18 protein-coding genes are annotated in these 15,552 nt (G+C 72.1%); 1 reads left to right on the top strand and 17 read right to left on the bottom strand.

What is annotated here, in order from left to right:
• Positions 1–7 precede the first annotated feature (7 nt).
• Positions 8–1,207, top strand: coding sequence for a PrsW family intramembrane metalloprotease (locus tag ABD784_RS01495; RefSeq protein WP_344878922.1), 1,200 nt, complete (start codon positions 8–10; stop codon positions 1,205–1,207).
• 36 nt (positions 1,208–1,243) lie between these two features.
• Here the strand turns inward: ABD784_RS01495 and ABD784_RS01490 are convergent, their stop codons facing one another.
• The 17 genes from ABD784_RS01490 to ABD784_RS01410 all read right to left on the bottom strand — a co-directional run bounded on the left by ABD784_RS01490 (position 1,244) and on the right by ABD784_RS01410 (position 15,429).
• A complete protein-coding gene (locus tag ABD784_RS01490; protein ID WP_309081866.1) occupies positions 1,244–1,747 on the bottom strand; it encodes a DUF3145 domain-containing protein in 504 nt (167 codons plus the stop codon).
• Positions 1,748–1,892: 145 nt separating this feature from the next.
• Positions 1,893–2,921 (bottom strand): tyrosine recombinase XerC, encoded by a 1,029-nt coding sequence (locus ABD784_RS01485; protein WP_344878920.1) that lies wholly within the window; start codon positions 2,919–2,921, stop codon positions 1,893–1,895.
• A gap of 82 nt (positions 2,922–3,003) precedes the next feature.
• Positions 3,004–4,251: a DNA-processing protein DprA gene (gene dprA / locus ABD784_RS01480; protein WP_344878918.1), complete on the bottom strand. Its 1,248-nt coding sequence runs from the start codon at positions 4,249–4,251 to the stop codon at positions 3,004–3,006.
• Positions 4,248–5,843 (bottom strand): YifB family Mg chelatase-like AAA ATPase, encoded by a 1,596-nt coding sequence (locus ABD784_RS01475; protein WP_344878915.1) that lies wholly within the window; start codon positions 5,841–5,843, stop codon positions 4,248–4,250. Before ABD784_RS01475 ends, dprA begins: the two co-directional genes overlap by 4 nt.
• Positions 5,840–6,196, bottom strand: coding sequence for a YraN family protein (locus tag ABD784_RS01470; protein ID WP_344878912.1), 357 nt, complete (start codon positions 6,194–6,196; stop codon positions 5,840–5,842). Before ABD784_RS01470 ends, ABD784_RS01475 begins: the two co-directional genes overlap by 4 nt.
• Positions 6,197–6,309: 113 nt before the next feature.
• Positions 6,310–6,636, bottom strand: coding sequence for a DUF2469 domain-containing protein (locus tag ABD784_RS01465; RefSeq protein WP_309081871.1), 327 nt, complete (start codon positions 6,634–6,636; stop codon positions 6,310–6,312).
• Positions 6,637–6,709: 73 nt separating this feature from the next.
• Positions 6,710–7,471, bottom strand: a complete 762-nt coding sequence (locus tag ABD784_RS01460; RefSeq protein ID WP_344878909.1) for a ribonuclease HII — start codon at positions 7,469–7,471, stop codon at positions 6,710–6,712.
• 1 nt (position 7,472) lies between these two features.
• A complete protein-coding gene (lepB, locus tag ABD784_RS01455) occupies positions 7,473–8,219 on the bottom strand; it encodes a signal peptidase I (protein WP_344878906.1) in 747 nt (248 codons plus the stop codon).
• Between the two features lie 96 nt (positions 8,220–8,315).
• Positions 8,316–8,990, bottom strand: a complete 675-nt coding sequence (lepB, locus tag ABD784_RS01450) for a signal peptidase I (RefSeq protein WP_344878903.1) — start codon at positions 8,988–8,990, stop codon at positions 8,316–8,318.
• A 13-nt stretch (positions 8,991–9,003) separates the two neighbouring features.
• A complete protein-coding gene (rplS, locus tag ABD784_RS01445; RefSeq protein WP_309081875.1) occupies positions 9,004–9,363 on the bottom strand; it encodes a 50S ribosomal protein L19 in 360 nt (119 codons plus the stop codon).
• A gap of 232 nt (positions 9,364–9,595) precedes the next feature.
• Positions 9,596–10,459 (bottom strand): tRNA (guanosine(37)-N1)-methyltransferase TrmD, encoded by an 864-nt coding sequence (gene trmD, locus ABD784_RS01440; protein WP_344878900.1) that lies wholly within the window; start codon positions 10,457–10,459, stop codon positions 9,596–9,598.
• Positions 10,460–10,461: 2 nt separating this feature from the next.
• Positions 10,462–10,995 (bottom strand): ribosome maturation factor RimM, encoded by a 534-nt coding sequence (gene rimM / locus ABD784_RS01435; protein ID WP_344878897.1) that lies wholly within the window; start codon positions 10,993–10,995, stop codon positions 10,462–10,464.
• A gap of 165 nt (positions 10,996–11,160) precedes the next feature.
• Positions 11,161–11,403, bottom strand: coding sequence for an RNA-binding protein (locus ABD784_RS01430; protein WP_309081983.1), 243 nt, complete (start codon positions 11,401–11,403; stop codon positions 11,161–11,163).
• A 2-nt stretch (positions 11,404–11,405) separates the two neighbouring features.
• On the bottom strand, positions 11,406–11,825 hold the full coding sequence (rpsP, locus tag ABD784_RS01425) for a 30S ribosomal protein S16 (RefSeq protein WP_309081878.1): 420 nt from the start codon (positions 11,823–11,825) through the stop codon (positions 11,406–11,408).
• 184 nt (positions 11,826–12,009) lie between these two features.
• Entirely contained in the window at positions 12,010–13,563 is a 1,554-nt protein-coding gene (gene ffh, locus ABD784_RS01420) for a signal recognition particle protein (RefSeq protein WP_344878894.1), read from the bottom strand.
• A 227-nt stretch (positions 13,564–13,790) separates the two neighbouring features.
• Positions 13,791–14,129 carry a P-II family nitrogen regulator gene (locus tag ABD784_RS01415; RefSeq protein ID WP_309081880.1) on the bottom strand — a complete coding sequence of 113 codons (339 nt, stop codon included), beginning with the start codon at positions 14,127–14,129 and terminating at the stop codon, positions 13,791–13,793.
• 22 nt (positions 14,130–14,151) lie between these two features.
• Entirely contained in the window at positions 14,152–15,429 is a 1,278-nt protein-coding gene (locus ABD784_RS01410) for an ammonium transporter (protein WP_344878891.1), read from the bottom strand.
• Between the last annotated feature and the right edge of the window lie 123 nt (positions 15,430–15,552).

The raw sequence follows: 15,552 nt of genomic DNA, 5'->3' as shown, positions 1-15,552 counted from the left end.
TGGGCGCATGAGCGCAACTGTCCCGCCCATTCCCGGTCCCGCCGACGTCCCCGGGACGTCCCCGGTCGGCGAAGGCGCCCCGAGCGGACTGGCGATGGTCGGAGCCGGGGCCTCGCCGTCGGCCGACCGGCGGCACGAGGCGCGACTGGCGGTATTCCTGTCCGCCGCGCTGGTGGTGCTCTTCCTGACGGTGCGCTGGGTCGCCGACGTCGTGACGCCGGGAAGCCTCTTCGTCGTCTCGCTGCTGGCCCTCGTGCCACTGGCGATCTGCTGGTTCGGACTGCGGTGGGTAGATCGCTGGGACCCGGAGCCGTGGCCTCCGCTCGTCGCCGCGCTGGCGTGGGGCGCGGGCGCCTCGATCGCCGGGACGCTGCTGATCGGTGACCCCTTCGCCCGCATCGTGATGCCGCTGACGAGCATGAGCGACCCCGATCTGTTCGGCGCCGTGGTCCAGGCCCCCGTCGTCGAGGAGCTCTGCAAGGGGCTGGGCATCCTGCTGATCTTCCTGCTGGCGCGGTGGCAGTTCGACGGCCCCGTGGACGGCGTGGTCTACGGCGGCCTGGTGGGGGCCGGATTCGCCTTCACGGAGAATCTGCTCTACCTGTCGTCGGCGCTGGCCGAGACACCGACCGTTTTCTTGGAGACCTTCCTGTTGCGCGGGGTGTTCAGTCCGTTCGCCCACGTCTCCTTCTCGATCTTCATGGGAGCCGCGCTCGGCCTGGCCAATCTGCACGGACGCCGGCGCTGGCCCCTCTACCTGGCGGGAGGGTACGCACTCGCCGTCGGGGGTCACATGCTGTGGAACGGCGGCCTGGCGATCGGCTTCGACTCGTTCTTCGCGTTCTATCTGACCCTCCAGGTGCCGCTGTTCCTGATCCTGCTGGGCCTGGTGGTGTGGCTGCGGCTGCTGGAGCGCCGGCGCATCGGCGCCAGTTTGGGGCAGTTCGCGGCGTCGGGCTGGCTCGAGCCTGCGGAGGTGGCGGCGTTCGCATCCGCCGAGGGGAGGCGTCAGGCTCGGCGGTGGGCCCGGCAGACGGGCCGTGCCGACGAGGTCGAGCGGTTGACCCGGACGGCGGTGCGGCTGGCGGAGGTGCGGCAGCGGATCGAGAGCGGGAACCACGAGGCCCGGCTGGTCCAGCGGCAGGAGCACCTGCTGCGACGCCTCGTCCGGGACCGGGAAGCGGTGCTCGCCCCGCCCCGGCGGTAGGTCGCCCCCCGGGGTGCGGGATCGTGACCGCTGCGGTCAGCCGACCTGGTGCAGCCAGCGGACCGGGGCCCCCTCGGAGGCATGGCGGAACGGCTCGAGCTCCTCGTCCCAGGCCTCGCCCAGGGCGAGGGAGAGCTCGTGGTAGACCGCGGCCGGATCCCCGAGGCCCTGCTCGTACGCGAAGCGGATGCGGTCCTCGCCGACGACGATGTTGCCGGCGGCGTCCGTGGTGGCGTGGAAGATGCCCAGTTCGGGGGTGTGGGACCAGCGGCTGCCATCGGTGCCGGCGCTCGGCTCCTCGGTGACCTCGAAGCGCAGATGGGCCCATCCCCGCAGGGCCGACGCCAGCCGTGCACCGGTGCCCTGCGGGCCGGTCCACTCGACCTCGGCCCGGTACATTCCGGGCGCGGCAGGCTGAGGTATCCACGCGAGGTCCGTCCGCTGGTCGACGACCGAACCGATGGCCCACTCGATATGAGGGCACAGCGCAGTAGGGGCTGAGTGTACGTAGAGCACGCCCCGTGTCATGGGTGCAGACATGCCATCCTCCAGTTGCCGTTGGTACGTCTTCCCCTACGACCGACGGTTTCTCGCTGGAGTGCTGGAGGATCTGTCCCGCACTGCTGAACATTCTGCCTCAACTTGAAGCTTCGCGCCACCATTGCCCGTCCGGGCTGACCTGCGGTCATGCGCGCGGGTGCGCACGCTGATAGTTGGCCCGCAGTCGATCGACGGAGACGTGCGTGTAGAGCTGGGTCGTGGCGAGCGACGAGTGGCCGAGCAACTCCTGCACGGCGCGGAGGTCCGCTCCCCCGTCGAGCAGGTGCGTGGCCGCGGTGTGGCGGAGTGCATGGGGCCCTGTCGCGGCGGTGTCTCCGAGGGCTCGCAGCCGGTCCGCGACCACCTGCCGGGCCTGCCGTGGATCGAGCCTCCCACCGCGCCGGCCGAGCAGCAGAGCGCTGCCATGGGCCGTCCGGCCGTGGGCGTGCGCGTCCGCGGCCAGGACCGGTCGGCCGGCGGTGACCCACCGGTGGACCGCACCGGCGGCGGGGGCCCCGAAGGGGACCGTGCGTTCCTTGTCGCCCTTGCCGACCACCCTCAGGGTCCGGCGGCCGAGGTCCACATCGTCCACGTCGAGCCCTGTCAGCTCGCTGACCCGGATCCCCGTCGCGTAGAGCAGTTCGAGCAGGGCCGTGTCGCGCAGCGCGAGCGCCCGGCCGCTCGGGTCGTCGGCCGCACGGGCGCCGCCCGGCGGCGCGACCTGGTCCGCCGCCTGGGCCGGCTCGCTCTCAACGCCGGGCTGCGCCAGGTCCGATGCGTCGGCGAGGAGTCGCTCGACCTGTCCCCGCTGGAGCACAGCGGGCAGCCGGCGGCCTCTCCGGGGCGCGAGAAGACGCGCGGCGGGATCGGTCTCGATCAGGCCGTCGCGCTTGGCCCAGCCGAAGAAGGTCCGCACGGCGGCGGCCCGCCGGGCCAGCGTGGCGGGTGCTGCCCCGGCGGCGTGCAGCCGAGCCATCCAGTCGCGGAGGACGCCGAGGTCGATCCCGGCGAGGCCGCGCGCTCCCTGCGCCGTGGCGTAGGCGAGCAGGGAGGAGATGTCGGACCGGTAGGCGCGGACGGTGTGCTCGCTCCGGCCCTGCTCCAGTCGGGCATAGCGCTGGAAGCGGGCCAGGTCCTCGTCCCACCACGCATCGGACTGCTCTCCACGTTCCATGCCGGCCACTCTGCCAAAGCCGAGCGGGCGCCGTGGACCGCCACGCCGCGGCACCCGGTCGCCGCCTGGCGACGGACTCGGCTCATGCGGTGCGGCGCCAACCGCCGGCCGCCTCCACGGCGAGCCCGCGTGCCCTGAGCCGGGACAGGCCTCCAAGCACGGCACCGACGCCCAGACCCGCGACGGAGCAGAGCTTGTCCGGTGTGGTGACTCCCCGGGCCGGCAGCGCCTCGTAGAGCAGCAGATCCTGGACGTCGAGACCGTCGTGCCGCCGCGCCGGGCCGGGGTCGGGAGCCCTGTCCCCGGACCGGGCCGCCTGGCCCCCACCGGAGGTGCCGTCGAGCAGTCCGGCCAGCTCCAGGACGTCGGCGGAGCGTGTGACGGCGACGGCCGACCCCTCGCCCAGCAGTCGATGGCAGCCGGCCGAGTTGGCGGAGAAGATCGACCCGGGGACGGCCCCGACCTCCCGTCCGATCTCGGCGGCCCGCCGGGCGGTCGTGAGCGCCCCGGAGCGCCAGCGTGCCTCGACCACCACGGTCGCGCGACACAGCGCGGCGATCAAGCGGTTGCGCAGGAGGAAGCGCCAGCGCGTCGGCGACGACCCGGGCGGTACCTCGGCCAGGACGATTCCCTGCGCGGCGACCGATCGGATTAGCTCCTCGTTCCCGGCCGGATAGAACCGGTCCACTCCTCCGGCCATGACGGCGATCGTGGCGGGCCCTCCTTCCGGGTGCTGGGCGGAGAGCGCGGCCCGATGCGCGGCGGCGTCGATGCCGTAGGCGCCTCCGGAGACGACCACCAGGCCGCGGCCGACCAGCGGCGCCACGAGTTCGTGCGTGGCCCGGATGCCGTACTCGGTCGCGTCGCGGCTCCCGACGAAGGAGACCAACCGGCCGGCTCCCCGGCCGAGGCCGGTGGCGACGGCCTCCCGGCCCCGCCACCACAGGCAGAGCGGGGCACCGGGGCCCAGGGCGTCGAGCTGTTCCGGCCAGGCAGCGTCCTCGGGCGTGAGGATCCCGCCGCCGAGCCGTTCGACCGTGGCGAGGTCCCGCTCCGGCACGGCGTCGCCGAGCCGCGGGCGCCACCGCTCGATCCCGCCGGCCACGTGGAGCTCGCGCCGGCTCGCCGCGGCCGCCCCGAGGAGGTCGGCGACGTTCTGCTGCACGGACGCCGGGACCCTGGCCCCCTCCTCGGCGACGAGCTGCAGGGCCCCGACGGGCCCGAGAACCTGGACCAGGGCGGCACCGGTGAGATCACCGGGTTCGATGAGACGGGACAGCGCGGCGCGTGCCCGGCGGGGATCGTCGATGCTGCGCAGATGGCGGCTCATCCGGCGGACTCCCGGTGCTGTCGGAGCTGGAGGGCGATGTCGAAGTCGGGGCGCTCGGGACGGTCCGCCCCGCGCAGGTCGGCGATGGTCCATCCGATCCTCAGTACGCGGTCGATCCCCCGGGCGGACAGCCAGCCGTTCTCGGCTGCCCGGCTGATCTGGGCGAGCTCGGTCGGGGCCGGCGCCAGCTCGTTCCGCAACAGCCGCCCCGGGACCTCGGCGTTGCGGAGGATGCCGTGCGGCCCGAGCCGACGCTCCTGGCGGCTCCGGGCGGCGGCGACCCGTTCCGCGATGACCGCGCTGCACTCGGGCGCCGGGCCGGAGGACAGCTGCGTCGCGGGTACACGCGGAACATTGATCTGCAGGTCGATCCGGTCCAGCAGGGGCCCGGAGAGCCTGGACAGGTAGCGTCGACGGGCTATGGCCGTGCACTCGCACTCGCTGCCGACGGACCCGGTCCGGCCACAGGGGCAGAGATTCGCGGCGAGGACCAGTTGGAAACGGGCGGGGTAGGTGGCGGCGCCGCCGGAGCGATGCAGCGTCAGCTCGCCGGCCTCGAGGGGCTGGCGGAGTGCGTCGAGGACTCTGGCGGGGAACTCGGGCGCCTCGTCGAGGAAGAGGACGCCGCGGTGGGCGCGGCTCGCCGCGCCCGGGTGCGGTACGCCGCTGCCGCCACCGATGAGGGCGGCCATGGTCGCGTTGTGGTGAGGTGCCTCCAGCGGCGGTCTGCGCATCAGGCGGGTGATCGGCCGCCTCCCGTGCAGGGAGTGGATCGCGGTGACCTCGAGCGCCTGAGCGTCGTCGAGATCGGGCAGGATCCCCGGGAGTCGCTCGGCCAGCATCGTCTTCCCGGCGCCGGGCTCGCCGCTGAGCAGGACGTGGTGTCCCCCGGCGGCGGCGACCTCGAGGGCGTACCGGGCGAGCTCCTGCCCCCGGACGTCTGCGAAGTCGAGACCGGCGGAGGTCGTCGCAGCGGTGCGCGCAGCCGTGCCGGTCCCCGCGGACTGCCCGTCCACGTGGTGATCGGTGGGCACTGGGGCGTCGGCTCCGTGGCCCGCCCCGTGCCGGACGAGCAGCCCGGGGTCGACACCGAGGTGGGCGAGGAGCTCGGCGGCGTGCTCGAAGCCGCGGACGTCCACCCCGGGCACCAGCCGGGCCTCGTGGAGGTTCGCGCTCGGCACGACGACGCGGCGGATGCCCTGCGCCAGCGCCGCCATGACCGCGGGAAGGACGCCCGGGACGGTCCGGATCGTCCCGTCGAGTCCGAGCTCGCCGATGAAGACCGCGTCCGGTACGGACGGGATGGCCCCGTCCGCGCTGAGCGCGGCGACGAGGATGGCCAGGTCGAGCCCGGAGCCGCGCTTGGGCAGCGAGGCGGGCAGGAGGTTCACGGTGAGCCGCCGGGGGCTCAGCGCCACACCGGTGTTCCGTGCCGCCGACCGGATCCGGTCCCGGCTCTCCGCCAGGGACGCATCGGGGAGCCCGAGGAGCACGAAGGACGGCAGGCCGCCACCGATGTCCGCCTCGACCTCGACGATGTCCCCCTGGAGGCCGGTCAGGGCGACCCCCAGCGCCCGGCCCAGGGCGCTCACGCCGCCACGCCCCGGTAGTGGTCCACTCGGTACCCGTCACGGTCGAAGACGACGGCGACCACGTCGACCCGCAGATCGGCCTCGCGGCGCCCGTGCCGCCGCTGCCACTCCCAGGCGAGCCGGTGGAGCCGGGCCAGCTTCGGCCCGGCCACGGCCTCGGCCCCGTGGCCGAAGCGCTGCGACGTGCGCGCCTTGACCTCGACGGCCACGTCCGTCCCGCCGTCGTAGGCCACGATGTCCAGTTCCCCGAGCCTGCAGCGCCAGTTCCGCTCGACGACCGCGAATCCGATCTGGCCGAGATAGTGGGCGGCGAGGGCCTCGCCCCGTGCCCCGATGTCCTGATGGTGTGTCATGAGTACCTCCGGTTCCAAGCGTCGCCGGAAACGGAAGGACCCCGATCCAGTGGATCGGGGTCCTGTGGACTGCGCGCGGGGCGCTCGGCGCTGTGGAGGACGGGTGGGGGCCGTCAGGCCCCGTCCATCCCCGTCGCCTTCGGCACGGTCAGCTCGTCGTGCGCGAGCTCCTCGACGTTCACGTCCTTGAACGTGATCACACGGACCTGCTTCACGAACCGGGCGGTGCGGTAGACGTCCCAGACCCACGCGTCCTGCAGCGTCACGTCGAAGTACACCTCGCCGTCGGCCGAGCGCGGCGACACGTCGACCTGGTTGGCCAGGTAGAAGCGGCGCTCCGTCTCGACGACGTAGCTGAAGAGGTTCACCACGTCGCGGTACTCGCGGTAGAGCTGCAACTCCATGTCGGTCTCGTAGTTCTCGAGGTCTTCTGCGCTCATTTTCCCTCCTGGTTGAACGGCTATTGTCCCCTACCGCGCGGCCCCGGCGCGCACGCGCACGGTGCCTGGGCGGTCAGACGAGGCGCCAGCTGCGGCGGTGGCGTGCGCTCGGCCCGTGCGCGCGCAGTGCGGCGCGGTGCGTGTCGGTGCCGTACCCCTTGTTCTCGGCCCAGCAGAAGTGCGGTTCCTCCTCGTGGTACTGGACCATGAGCCGGTCCCGCTCCACCTTGGCCAGCACCGAGGCGGCGGCCACGCTGAGGCACGCGAGGTCGGCCTTGACGCGGGTGCTCACGCGCGGGAACGGCGGGCCGGGCTCCGCGTCCTGCGAGGCGATGGTCAGTGCCGCCTCGAAGAGGCTGGCCTGGGGACGCGGGCTGAGCCAGTCGTAGTTGCCGTCGACGAGGACGACGTCGGGGCGGTGGATGGTGCTGGCCGCCTCGAGCGCCCGGCGACCGGCGAGGCCGACGGCGGCCGAGAGTCCGACGTCGTCGATCTCGGCCGGGCTTGCATGCCCGACACCCCAGCCGAGGGCCCACTCCCGGATCGGGGCGACCAGCGCCTCGCGGGCCGCGGCGCTGAGGAGTTTGCTGTCGCGCGGACCTGCGAGGACTTCCGCGGCGACCGGGTCCACGACGACCACGCCGACCGTGACCGGGCCGGCGAGGGCACCGCGGCCCACCTCGTCGCAGCCCGCCACGAGCGCATCGCCCGGTCCGAGCAGGCCCGACTCGACACGCAGGTCGGGCGCCGCGGGGGCCTTGGTCCGGCCGGCGGTCCTGGCCCCGCCCGTGGGCCGGGTCCTGCCGGCGGTCGGCGAGCTGGCGGTCCTCGGCATGCTAGCGGTCCCCGCCCTCGCGCCCCGCGCCCGCACCGGAGGGCGGCCCGACCCGGGCGAACACGTCCTCCTCCGTGCTGAGCGGCTGGACCCGGTCCAGCGGCCAGGCGATCGCCACGGCCGTGCCCTCGACGTCGTCGATGTCGATGAAGCCGGCCCCGCGGTCGTGGTGGTACCGGGAGTCGGCGGACGCGTCGCGGTGGTCGCCCATGACCCAGATCTTCCCCTCGGGGACCGTGACGGCGAACGGGAGATCGGACGGCGCCGCGCCGTCACTGACGTAGGGCTCGTCGACGGGGGTCCCGTTCACCTCCACCCGGCCCTCGGTGCCGCAGCAGCTGACCGTGTCGCCGGGCAGGCCGATCACGCGCTTGACCAGGTGCTGGCTGGCCAGATCGGGGGCCAGGCCGACGAACACGAGCGCGTCCTGGAGCGGGTTCTGGTCCACCACGGGCGCCGGGCCCAGCCAGCCGAGCTCGTCCTGGAAGACGACGACGTCGCCGCGAGTCAGCTCGAACGGGCCCGGGACCATGAGGTTCACGAAGATGCGGTCGTTGATCTCCAGAGTCGGCTCCATGGAGCCGGACGGGATGTAGAACGCGCGGAAGAAGAAAGTCTTGATGACGAAGGAGATCACCAGGGCGGCCGCGACGATGAGGAGGACCTCGCGGAGCCAGGCCCAGCGTCCGGGACGGCGCCGGCCGGGCTCCCGTCCGGGCGTTGCCGCCGCGGCTGCGTTGTCGTTCACGACTGTCCTTCCGAATCCGTTCCGCCGACGGGTGCGCCGGCTCTGGCAACTCTAGTCACTGCTCCCGTCCGATGCGGGACGGGTCAGCGCGCCGGGTCAGTGCGCCGGGTCCGGCGCGTCCGCGGCGACGGGGCCGCTGTGCTCCAGGGGCCAGACGATCCGGTCCACCCGGCCCACGACGCGCTCGACCGGGATCATCCCGCCGCCCGGCGCGCCGAGGAGGGCCCGGGAGTCCGTGGAGTCGGCCCGATGGTCGCCCATGACCCAGATCCGGTCCCCGGGCACGATCACGTCGAACGATGTGGTGCTCGGCGCATCGCCCGGGTGGACGTACGGCTCGTCGACCGGAACGCCGTTGCGGACGAGCCGCCCGTCGGCGTCGCAGCAGACCACGTGGTCGCCGGGGGCTCCTACGACGCGCTTGACGAAGTAGTCGTTCCCGCCGGCGAGCCGCAGTCCCTTGAGCAGGTCCAGCACGACGTCGGGCGACCGGTACGGCGCCAGGGTCCCGGTGCCGTCGAAGACGACGACGTCGCCGGCCTGGGGCGCGTCGCCGTCGTAGGCGAGGCGGTTGACGAGCAGGCCGTCGCCGGGACGGAGGCCGGGCGTCATCGACTCGGAGTCGATGTAGAAGAAGTCGACGACGGTCGCGCGAACGACCAGCGCGAGGATCGCGGCGCCGGCGAGGACGGGGACGACGAAGCGCCAGTCCCGGGGACGGGACCGGCGCTTCGCGTGACCCCCCGTAGGGGCCGTGGTGGAGTCCAGCAAGACCGGGTCGGGCCTACTTGCCGGCGCTGAAGTCGCGCTTCTCCTTGATGCGGGCAGCCTTGCCGTGGCGGTCGCGCATGTAGTAGAGCTTCGCGCGGCGGACATCGCCGCGGCTCACGAGCTCGATCTTCTCGATGACCGGGGTGTGCACCGGGAAGGTGCGCTCCACGCCGACGCCGAAGGAGACCTTGCGGACCGTGAAGGTCTCGCCCACGCCGCTACCCTGGCGGCCCAGGACGAAGCCCTGGAAGACCTGGACACGGGTGTTCTTGCCTTCGACGATGTTCACGTGCACCTTGACGTTGTCGCCCGGGCGGAAGTCCGGGACGTCGCTGCGCAGGGATGCCGCGTTGACGGAATCGAGGATGTTCATATCGCTTCTCCTTCGATGGACGCCGCAGGTCATCCACCGTGGACGCGGTCCCGCAGCCGCTGACGCGGGAATGCGGGGACCGGAGGTGTTCGCGCCGGACGCGGGTTGGGCGTCCGGGTCCTGACTGTTGGTCGGCTCCCCCTGCGGCAGGAGGCCGGCCCAGTAGGCACGGAGCACCATTATTCCACAACCGGGGCGCAGACGCGGCCAGCGGCCGGGAGCCCACGGACCGTTAGGCGACGTGAGGCTGGACACCCTCGGGGGCGACGCGGAAGCCGAGCTCGCCGAGCAGGACGCGGTCGGCCTTGTCCAGCGACTCCGGATCCAGCTCGAGGATGAGGTCCGGGCGCCGGTCGGCGGTCCGGCGGAGCTGCTGGTCGCGGCGCCAGCGCGCGATCCGGGCGTGGTTGCCGGAGAGCAGGACCTCCGGCACGTCCCGCTCCTGCCACTGCGCCGGCTTCGTGTAGACCGGGTACTCGAGCAGGCCGTCGGAGTGCGACTCCTCGACGAGGGAGTCGGGATTGCCCACGACGCCGGGCAGGAGCCGGCCGACGGCCTCGACCATCGCCAGGACGGCGACCTCTCCCCCGTTGAGCACATAGTCACCGAGGCTGACGGGTCGGACGTCGAAACGGTCCTCGGCCCACTCGATGACGCGCTCGTCGATGCCCTCGTAGCGTCCGCACGCGAACACCAGGTGACGGTGCTCGGCGAGGTCGTAGGCCATGGCCTGGTTGAAAACGGCGCCCGCGGGCGAGGGCACGATCAGGACCGGGCGCTCGGCGGCCTCGGCCTCGGTGGAGGATGCGTCATCCACGGTTGCCGCGGCCGCAGGCGCGTCACCGACGGGACGGGTGGCTAGCGGTCCGGACTCGTCGATCCGTTCGAGCACCTCGGACCAGGGCTGGGCCTTCATGACCATGCCGGCGCCACCGCCGTACGGGGTGTCGTCGACGGTCCGGTGCCGGTCGTAGGTGTAGTCGCGGAGGTCGTGCACGGCCAGGTCGATGAGGCCGTCCCGGCGCGCCTTGCCGATCAGGGACAGATCCAGCGCGGCGAGGTACTCCGGGAAGATGCTGACGACGTCGATCCGCACGCCTAGCCCTCCTGCTCGCCGTTCGCGCGGTTCACGTCCAGCAGTCCGGGCGGCGGGGTCGCGACGACCTCCCCGGCCTCGAGGTCGACCTCGGGGACGATCTCCTCGACGAACGGCAGGAGCACCTCCTCGCCGTCGTCCAGCTCGACCTCGAGCAGGTCCTGGACGGCGCCGGAACGCAGGCCCGTCACCTGGCCGATCCGCTGCCCGTCGACGACGAGGGCGAGGCCGACGAGCTCGTGGGCGAACCACTCGTCGCTCTCCTCGGAGTCGGACTCCTCGTCGGCCTCGATGAAGAGGCGTGCGCCGCGGAGCTCCTCGGCGCGATTGCGGTCGGCGACCTCCTCGAACGTCAGCAGCAGGATCTCCTTGTTCCAGCGGGCCCGGGTGAGCGTGAGCGGTCCGTGCTGCTCGGGCTCGACGGCGAACACGCGGCCGGGGACGAAACGGTCCTCCGGCGCATCGGTCGTGATCTGCACCGTGACCTCGCCGCGGATACCGTGCGGCTTGCCGATGCGTGCCACCTGTAGGCGCATGACTACTCCTCGTGCTGGGTCTGCTGGGTGCTGGGTGCTGGTCCGTGGGGCCGGACCCGCCGGTCCATCCTAGTCGGGAACGGGCGCCCCGGACGCGAGAGGACCCGCACCCTCTGACGGTGTCAGTGGGTGCGGGTCCTCTCGGAAGGCGGTGCGGCTGACGGCCTAGCGGCGTCGGTCGGTGTCCACCACGTCGACGCGGACGGCTTCGCCGCCCGCGAGGCCGGCGACGACCGTGCGCAGGGCCTTGGCGGTGCGGCCCTGGCGGCCGATCACCCGCCCGAGGTCGTCCGGGGCGACCCGGACCTCGAGCACATCGCCACGTCGGTTCTCGCGGACGGCGACCTCGACCTCATCGGGCGAGTCGACGATCCCGCGGACCAAGTGGTCGAGGGCCTCAGCCAGCATCACTACTCCGCCTCGGTGGTCTCAGCCTCGGCGGCCTCCTCGGCCGGAGCCTCGGACTTGTCGGCCTTCGGGGTGATGGCCTCGGGCAGGATGACCGAGTCCTTCTCCGGGGCGACGTAGGCCTCGGAGGCGACCTTGGTCTTCAGGGTCCCCTCCTGGCCCTCGATGCCCTTGAACTTCTGCCAGTCGCCGGTGATCTTGAGGATCGCGGCGACCTGCTCGGTCGGCTGGGCGCCGACGGACAGCCAGTACTGGGCCCGCTCGGACTGGACCTCGATGAACGAGGGCTCCTCGGTCGGGTGGTACTTGCCGATCTCCTCGATGGCACGGCCATCGCGCTTGTTGCGCGAGTCCATGACGACGATGCGGTAGTACGGGGCGCGCGTCTTGCCGAAGCGCTTCAGACGAATCTTAACGGCCACTTGTGTGGTCACTCCTGTTTCTAAAGGGGCGAACCGCACACCTCTGCACCGTGGGGCGGGCCAGCGTGTGGGTTCTCAAGGACGAGATGCACGCGCAGTGAGAGGGACCGCGCGGATCAAGTACCCGCCCATTATGCCAGAGAACCCCCGGCGGGCGCGAACAGCCGCGGACGCGCGCCGCCGACTACTTCACGAACTTCTCGAAGCCCTTCGGCAGGTCCAGGCTGGACGGGTCGAAGTCCTGGGCGCCGGCCTGACCGAAGGCCGCACCGGTCGGGTTCGCCGTCTTGCGCTTCGCGGCCTCCTGCTCGGCCTGGGCCGCCTTGGCGGGGTTGCCGAACTTCTGCTTCTTCTTGCCCTTGCCGGCGCTCTTCTTCCCCCGTCCGGGGCCGCCACCGGGCATCCCGGGCATGCCGCCGCCGGCCGCCATCCGCTTCATCATCTTCTGCGCCTCTCCGAAGCGCTCGATGAGCTGGTTGACCTCGGAGACCTGCACACCGGATCCGCGCGCGATGCGGGCGCGCCGGGAGCCGTTGAGGATCTTCGGGGCGTTGCGCTCGTGCGGAGTCATCGAGCGGACGATCGCCTCGATGCGGTCGATCTGGCGCTCGTCGAACTGCTCGAGCTGCTGGCGCGAGATGGCCGAGCCCGGCATCATCGCGAGCATCTTCTTCATCGACCCCATCTTGCGGACCTGCTGCATCTGGGCGAGGAAGTCGTCGAGCGTGAAGTCCTCGCGGTCGGCGAACTTCTTCGCCATCCGCTGCGCCTCATCCTGGTCCCAGGACTTCTGGGCCTGCTCGATCAGGGTGAGGACGTCGCCCATGTCGAGGATCCGGCTGGCCATGCGGTCGGGGTGGAAGACCTCGAAGTCGCCCATGCCCTCGCCGGTGGAGGCGAACATGATGGGCTTGCCGGTCACGTGGCGCACGGACAGGGCGGCGCCGCCGCGGGCGTCGCCGTCGAGCTTGGAGAGCACCACGCCCGTGAAATCGACGCCCTCGTTGAAGGCCTGGGCCGTCTCGACGGCGGACTGGCCGATCATCGAGTCGATGACGAAGAGGACCTCGTCCGGCTCGACGGCGGCGCGGATGTCCGCGGCCTGCTGCATCATCTCGGCGTCGACGCCCAGGCGGCCGGCGGTGTCGACGATGACGATGTCGTGGAGCTTGGCGCGGGCTTCGGCGACGCCGTCGCGGGCCACGGCCACCGGGTCACCGGTGACGGACTCGGACTCGCTGGAGACGCCGGGGTGCGGGGCGTAGACGGGGACGCCGACGCGTTCGCCGTTGACCTGGAGCTGCTTGACGGCGTTCGGGCGCTGGAGGTCGCACGCGACCAGCAGCGGCGTGTGGCCCTCCGACTTCAGGTGCCGGGCCAGCTTGCCCGCGAGCGTCGTCTTGCCGGCGCCCTGGAGGCCGGCCAGCATGATCACGGTCGGCGGGTTCTTGGCCAGGTGCAGGCGCCGCGTCTCGCCGCCGAGGATGTCGACGAGCTGGTCGTTGACGATCTTGACGACCTGCTGCCCCGGGTTGAGGGACTTGCTGACCTCTTCCCCGAGCGCGCGCTCCTTGACGTGCGCCACGAACTCGCGGACCACGGGCAGCGCCACATCGGCGTCGAGCAGGGCGCGGCGGATCTCGCGGACGGTGCCGTCGATCTGCGCTTCGGTGAGACGGCCCTTGCCACCGAGGTTCTTGAAGGTAGCTGTCAGGCGGTCGGAAAGTGAGTTGAACACGTGCCGGTGACTTCTTTCGATCGGGCAGCTGCGCGGGGGTGCTCCCCCGCCGGATTCGACTACCTAGACTATCAATTCCCCGCCGGTCGAATCCCCACTGCCCTCCCGCGGCTCCCGACGAGGGCCGGCGACGGTTGAAGCGGCGGGAAGGGTGCCGACGACGACGGGCGGCGGTGCCTCGTCCGCACCGCCGCCCCTCGTCGTCGTCCTGCTGTCCCGCCGCGTCCTCAGAGGGCGGCGTCCCCCCGTTCGCCGGTGCGGACGCGGACGGCCTCCTCGACCGGGACGACCCAGACCTTGCCGTCGCCGGCGCGGCCGGTGTTGGCGGTGGCGACGAGCACGTCGACGATGTCGTCGGCCCACTCGTCCGAGACGAGGACCTCCACGCGGGCCTTCGGCAGCAGGTCCACGGTGTACTCGGCCCCGCGGTAGACCTCCGTGTGGCCGCGCTGTCGGCCGTAGCCGCTGGCCTGGCTGACGGTGAGCCCCTGGACGCCGTAGCTCTCGAGGGCCTCGCGGATGCCGTCCAGCTTGTCGGGACGGATGATGGCGGTCACGAGTTTCATGATCTGGCGCCTTCCTTCTGGGTTACTTGCTGAGTTCGAGGTGGCCGGAGGTGGCCGGGTGCGGGACGAAGCTGCCGGCGCTGGTTCCCAGGCCGCCGTACTCGTACCCCGTCTCCGCGTGCTCGGCGAGGTCGATTCCGGTCTGCTCGTCCGATTCGCTGATGCGGAACCCGATGGTCCGGTGGATCGCCAGGCCGATCGCCAGCGTGGCGAGGCCCGTGTAGGCCATGGACACGACGGCGGCGACGGTCTGGGCGCCCAGCTGCTCGAGACCGCCACCGTAGAACAGCCCGGTGTCGCGGGCGATGAACCCGAGGGCGAGCGTGCCGATCAGGCCGGAGACCAGGTGGACGCCGACGACGTCGAGCGAGTCGTCGTAGCCGAACCGGTACTTGAGGCCGACCGCGAGGGCGGAGGCCACACCGGCCACGAGGCCGAGTCCGACCGCGCCCAGCGGCGTCACATCGGCACAGGCGGGCGTGATGGCGACGAGACCGGCGACGACGCCCGAGGCGGCCCCCAGAGAGGTCGGCTTGCCGTCGCGGAGCCGCTCGGTCACGCACCAGGCGACGAGTGCGGCGCCCGGGGCGACCATGGTGTTGATCCAGATCAGCCCGGCCTCGGCCGGGTCGCTGGCCGCCCCGCCGTTGAAGCCGAACCAGCCGAACCACAGCAGGGCGGCGCCCAGCATGACGAAGGGGATGCTGTGCGGGCGCTGCCCGGGATCCCGGCCGAACCCCTTGCGCTGGCCGAGGATGAGCGCGAGCACCAGGCCGGCGACGCCCGCGTTGATGTGCACCACGGTGCCGCCGGCGTAGTCGATGGCCTCCCCGGCCCAACTGCCGATGGCGCCCTCTGCGGAGAGCAGGCCGCCGCCCCACACCCAGTAGGCCACCGGCGCGTAGACCACCGTGACCCAGACGGGGACGAACAGGCACCAGGCGCCGAAGCGCGCCCGGTCGGCGATGGCGCCGGAGATGAGCGCGACCGTGATGATCGCGAACGTCCCGGCGAAGCCCGCGGCGATCAGGTCCTCGGTGCCGATCAGCCCGGCGAGGCCGAACTGCTCGAAGGGATGGCCGAACAGGCCGCCGACGCTGCTGCCCCCGCCCGCCATCGAGTTGCCCCACAGCACCCACACCACGGCCGTGATGCCCAGCGCCACGAAGCTCATCATCATCATGTTCAGCACGCTCTTCGCGCGAGTCATGCCGCCGTAGAAGAAGGCGAGCGCGGGGGTCATGAGCAGTACCAGGGCCGCGCAGACCATCATCCAGACGTGAACCGGTTGCAGTTCCATGTCCGTCCTCCTGTGTTCGATAAGGGAATCAGGCGATCTCTCGCCTTCCCCTCCAGAGAACCGGAGTCGTGTTACCCCTCCCGCGCCGGTGCGTTTCGCCCGGGTAACGACGACGGCCGCCCC

The organism is Zhihengliuella alba (genome assembly GCF_039538765.1).
Taxonomy (GTDB): domain Bacteria; phylum Actinomycetota; class Actinomycetes; order Actinomycetales; family Micrococcaceae; genus Zhihengliuella; species Zhihengliuella alba.
The sequence above is the reverse complement of the archived record's forward strand: the minus strand, read 5'-3'. Positions and strand labels throughout refer to the sequence as shown.

Excerpts from the sequence above, each read along its gene's own strand:
- ABD784_RS01495 (WP_344878922.1), top strand. The coding sequence starts at position 8 with ATGAGCGCAACTGTCCCGCCCATTCCCGGTCCCGCCGACGTCCCCGGG.
- ABD784_RS01490 (WP_309081866.1), bottom strand. The coding sequence starts at position 1,747 with ATGTCTGCACCCATGACACGGGGCGTGCTCTACGTACACTCAGCCCCT.
- ABD784_RS01485 (WP_344878920.1), bottom strand. The coding sequence starts at position 2,921 with ATGGAACGTGGAGAGCAGTCCGATGCGTGGTGGGACGAGGACCTGGCC.
- dprA (WP_344878918.1), bottom strand. The coding sequence starts at position 4,251 with ATGAGCCGCCATCTGCGCAGCATCGACGATCCCCGCCGGGCACGCGCC.
- ABD784_RS01470 (WP_344878912.1), bottom strand. The coding sequence starts at position 6,196 with ATGACACACCATCAGGACATCGGGGCACGGGGCGAGGCCCTCGCCGCC.
- ABD784_RS01465 (WP_309081871.1), bottom strand. The coding sequence starts at position 6,636 with ATGAGCGCAGAAGACCTCGAGAACTACGAGACCGACATGGAGTTGCAG.
- ABD784_RS01460 (WP_344878909.1), bottom strand. The coding sequence starts at position 7,471 with ATGCCGAGGACCGCCAGCTCGCCGACCGCCGGCAGGACCCGGCCCACG.
- rplS (WP_309081875.1), bottom strand. The coding sequence starts at position 9,363 with ATGAACATCCTCGATTCCGTCAACGCGGCATCCCTGCGCAGCGACGTC.
- rimM (WP_344878897.1), bottom strand. The coding sequence starts at position 10,995 with ATGCGCCTACAGGTGGCACGCATCGGCAAGCCGCACGGTATCCGCGGC.
- ABD784_RS01430 (WP_309081983.1), bottom strand. The coding sequence starts at position 11,403 with ATGCTGGCTGAGGCCCTCGACCACTTGGTCCGCGGGATCGTCGACTCG.
- ABD784_RS01415 (WP_309081880.1), bottom strand. The coding sequence starts at position 14,129 with ATGAAACTCGTGACCGCCATCATCCGTCCCGACAAGCTGGACGGCATC.
- ABD784_RS01410 (WP_344878891.1), bottom strand. The coding sequence starts at position 15,429 with ATGGAACTGCAACCGGTTCACGTCTGGATGATGGTCTGCGCGGCCCTG.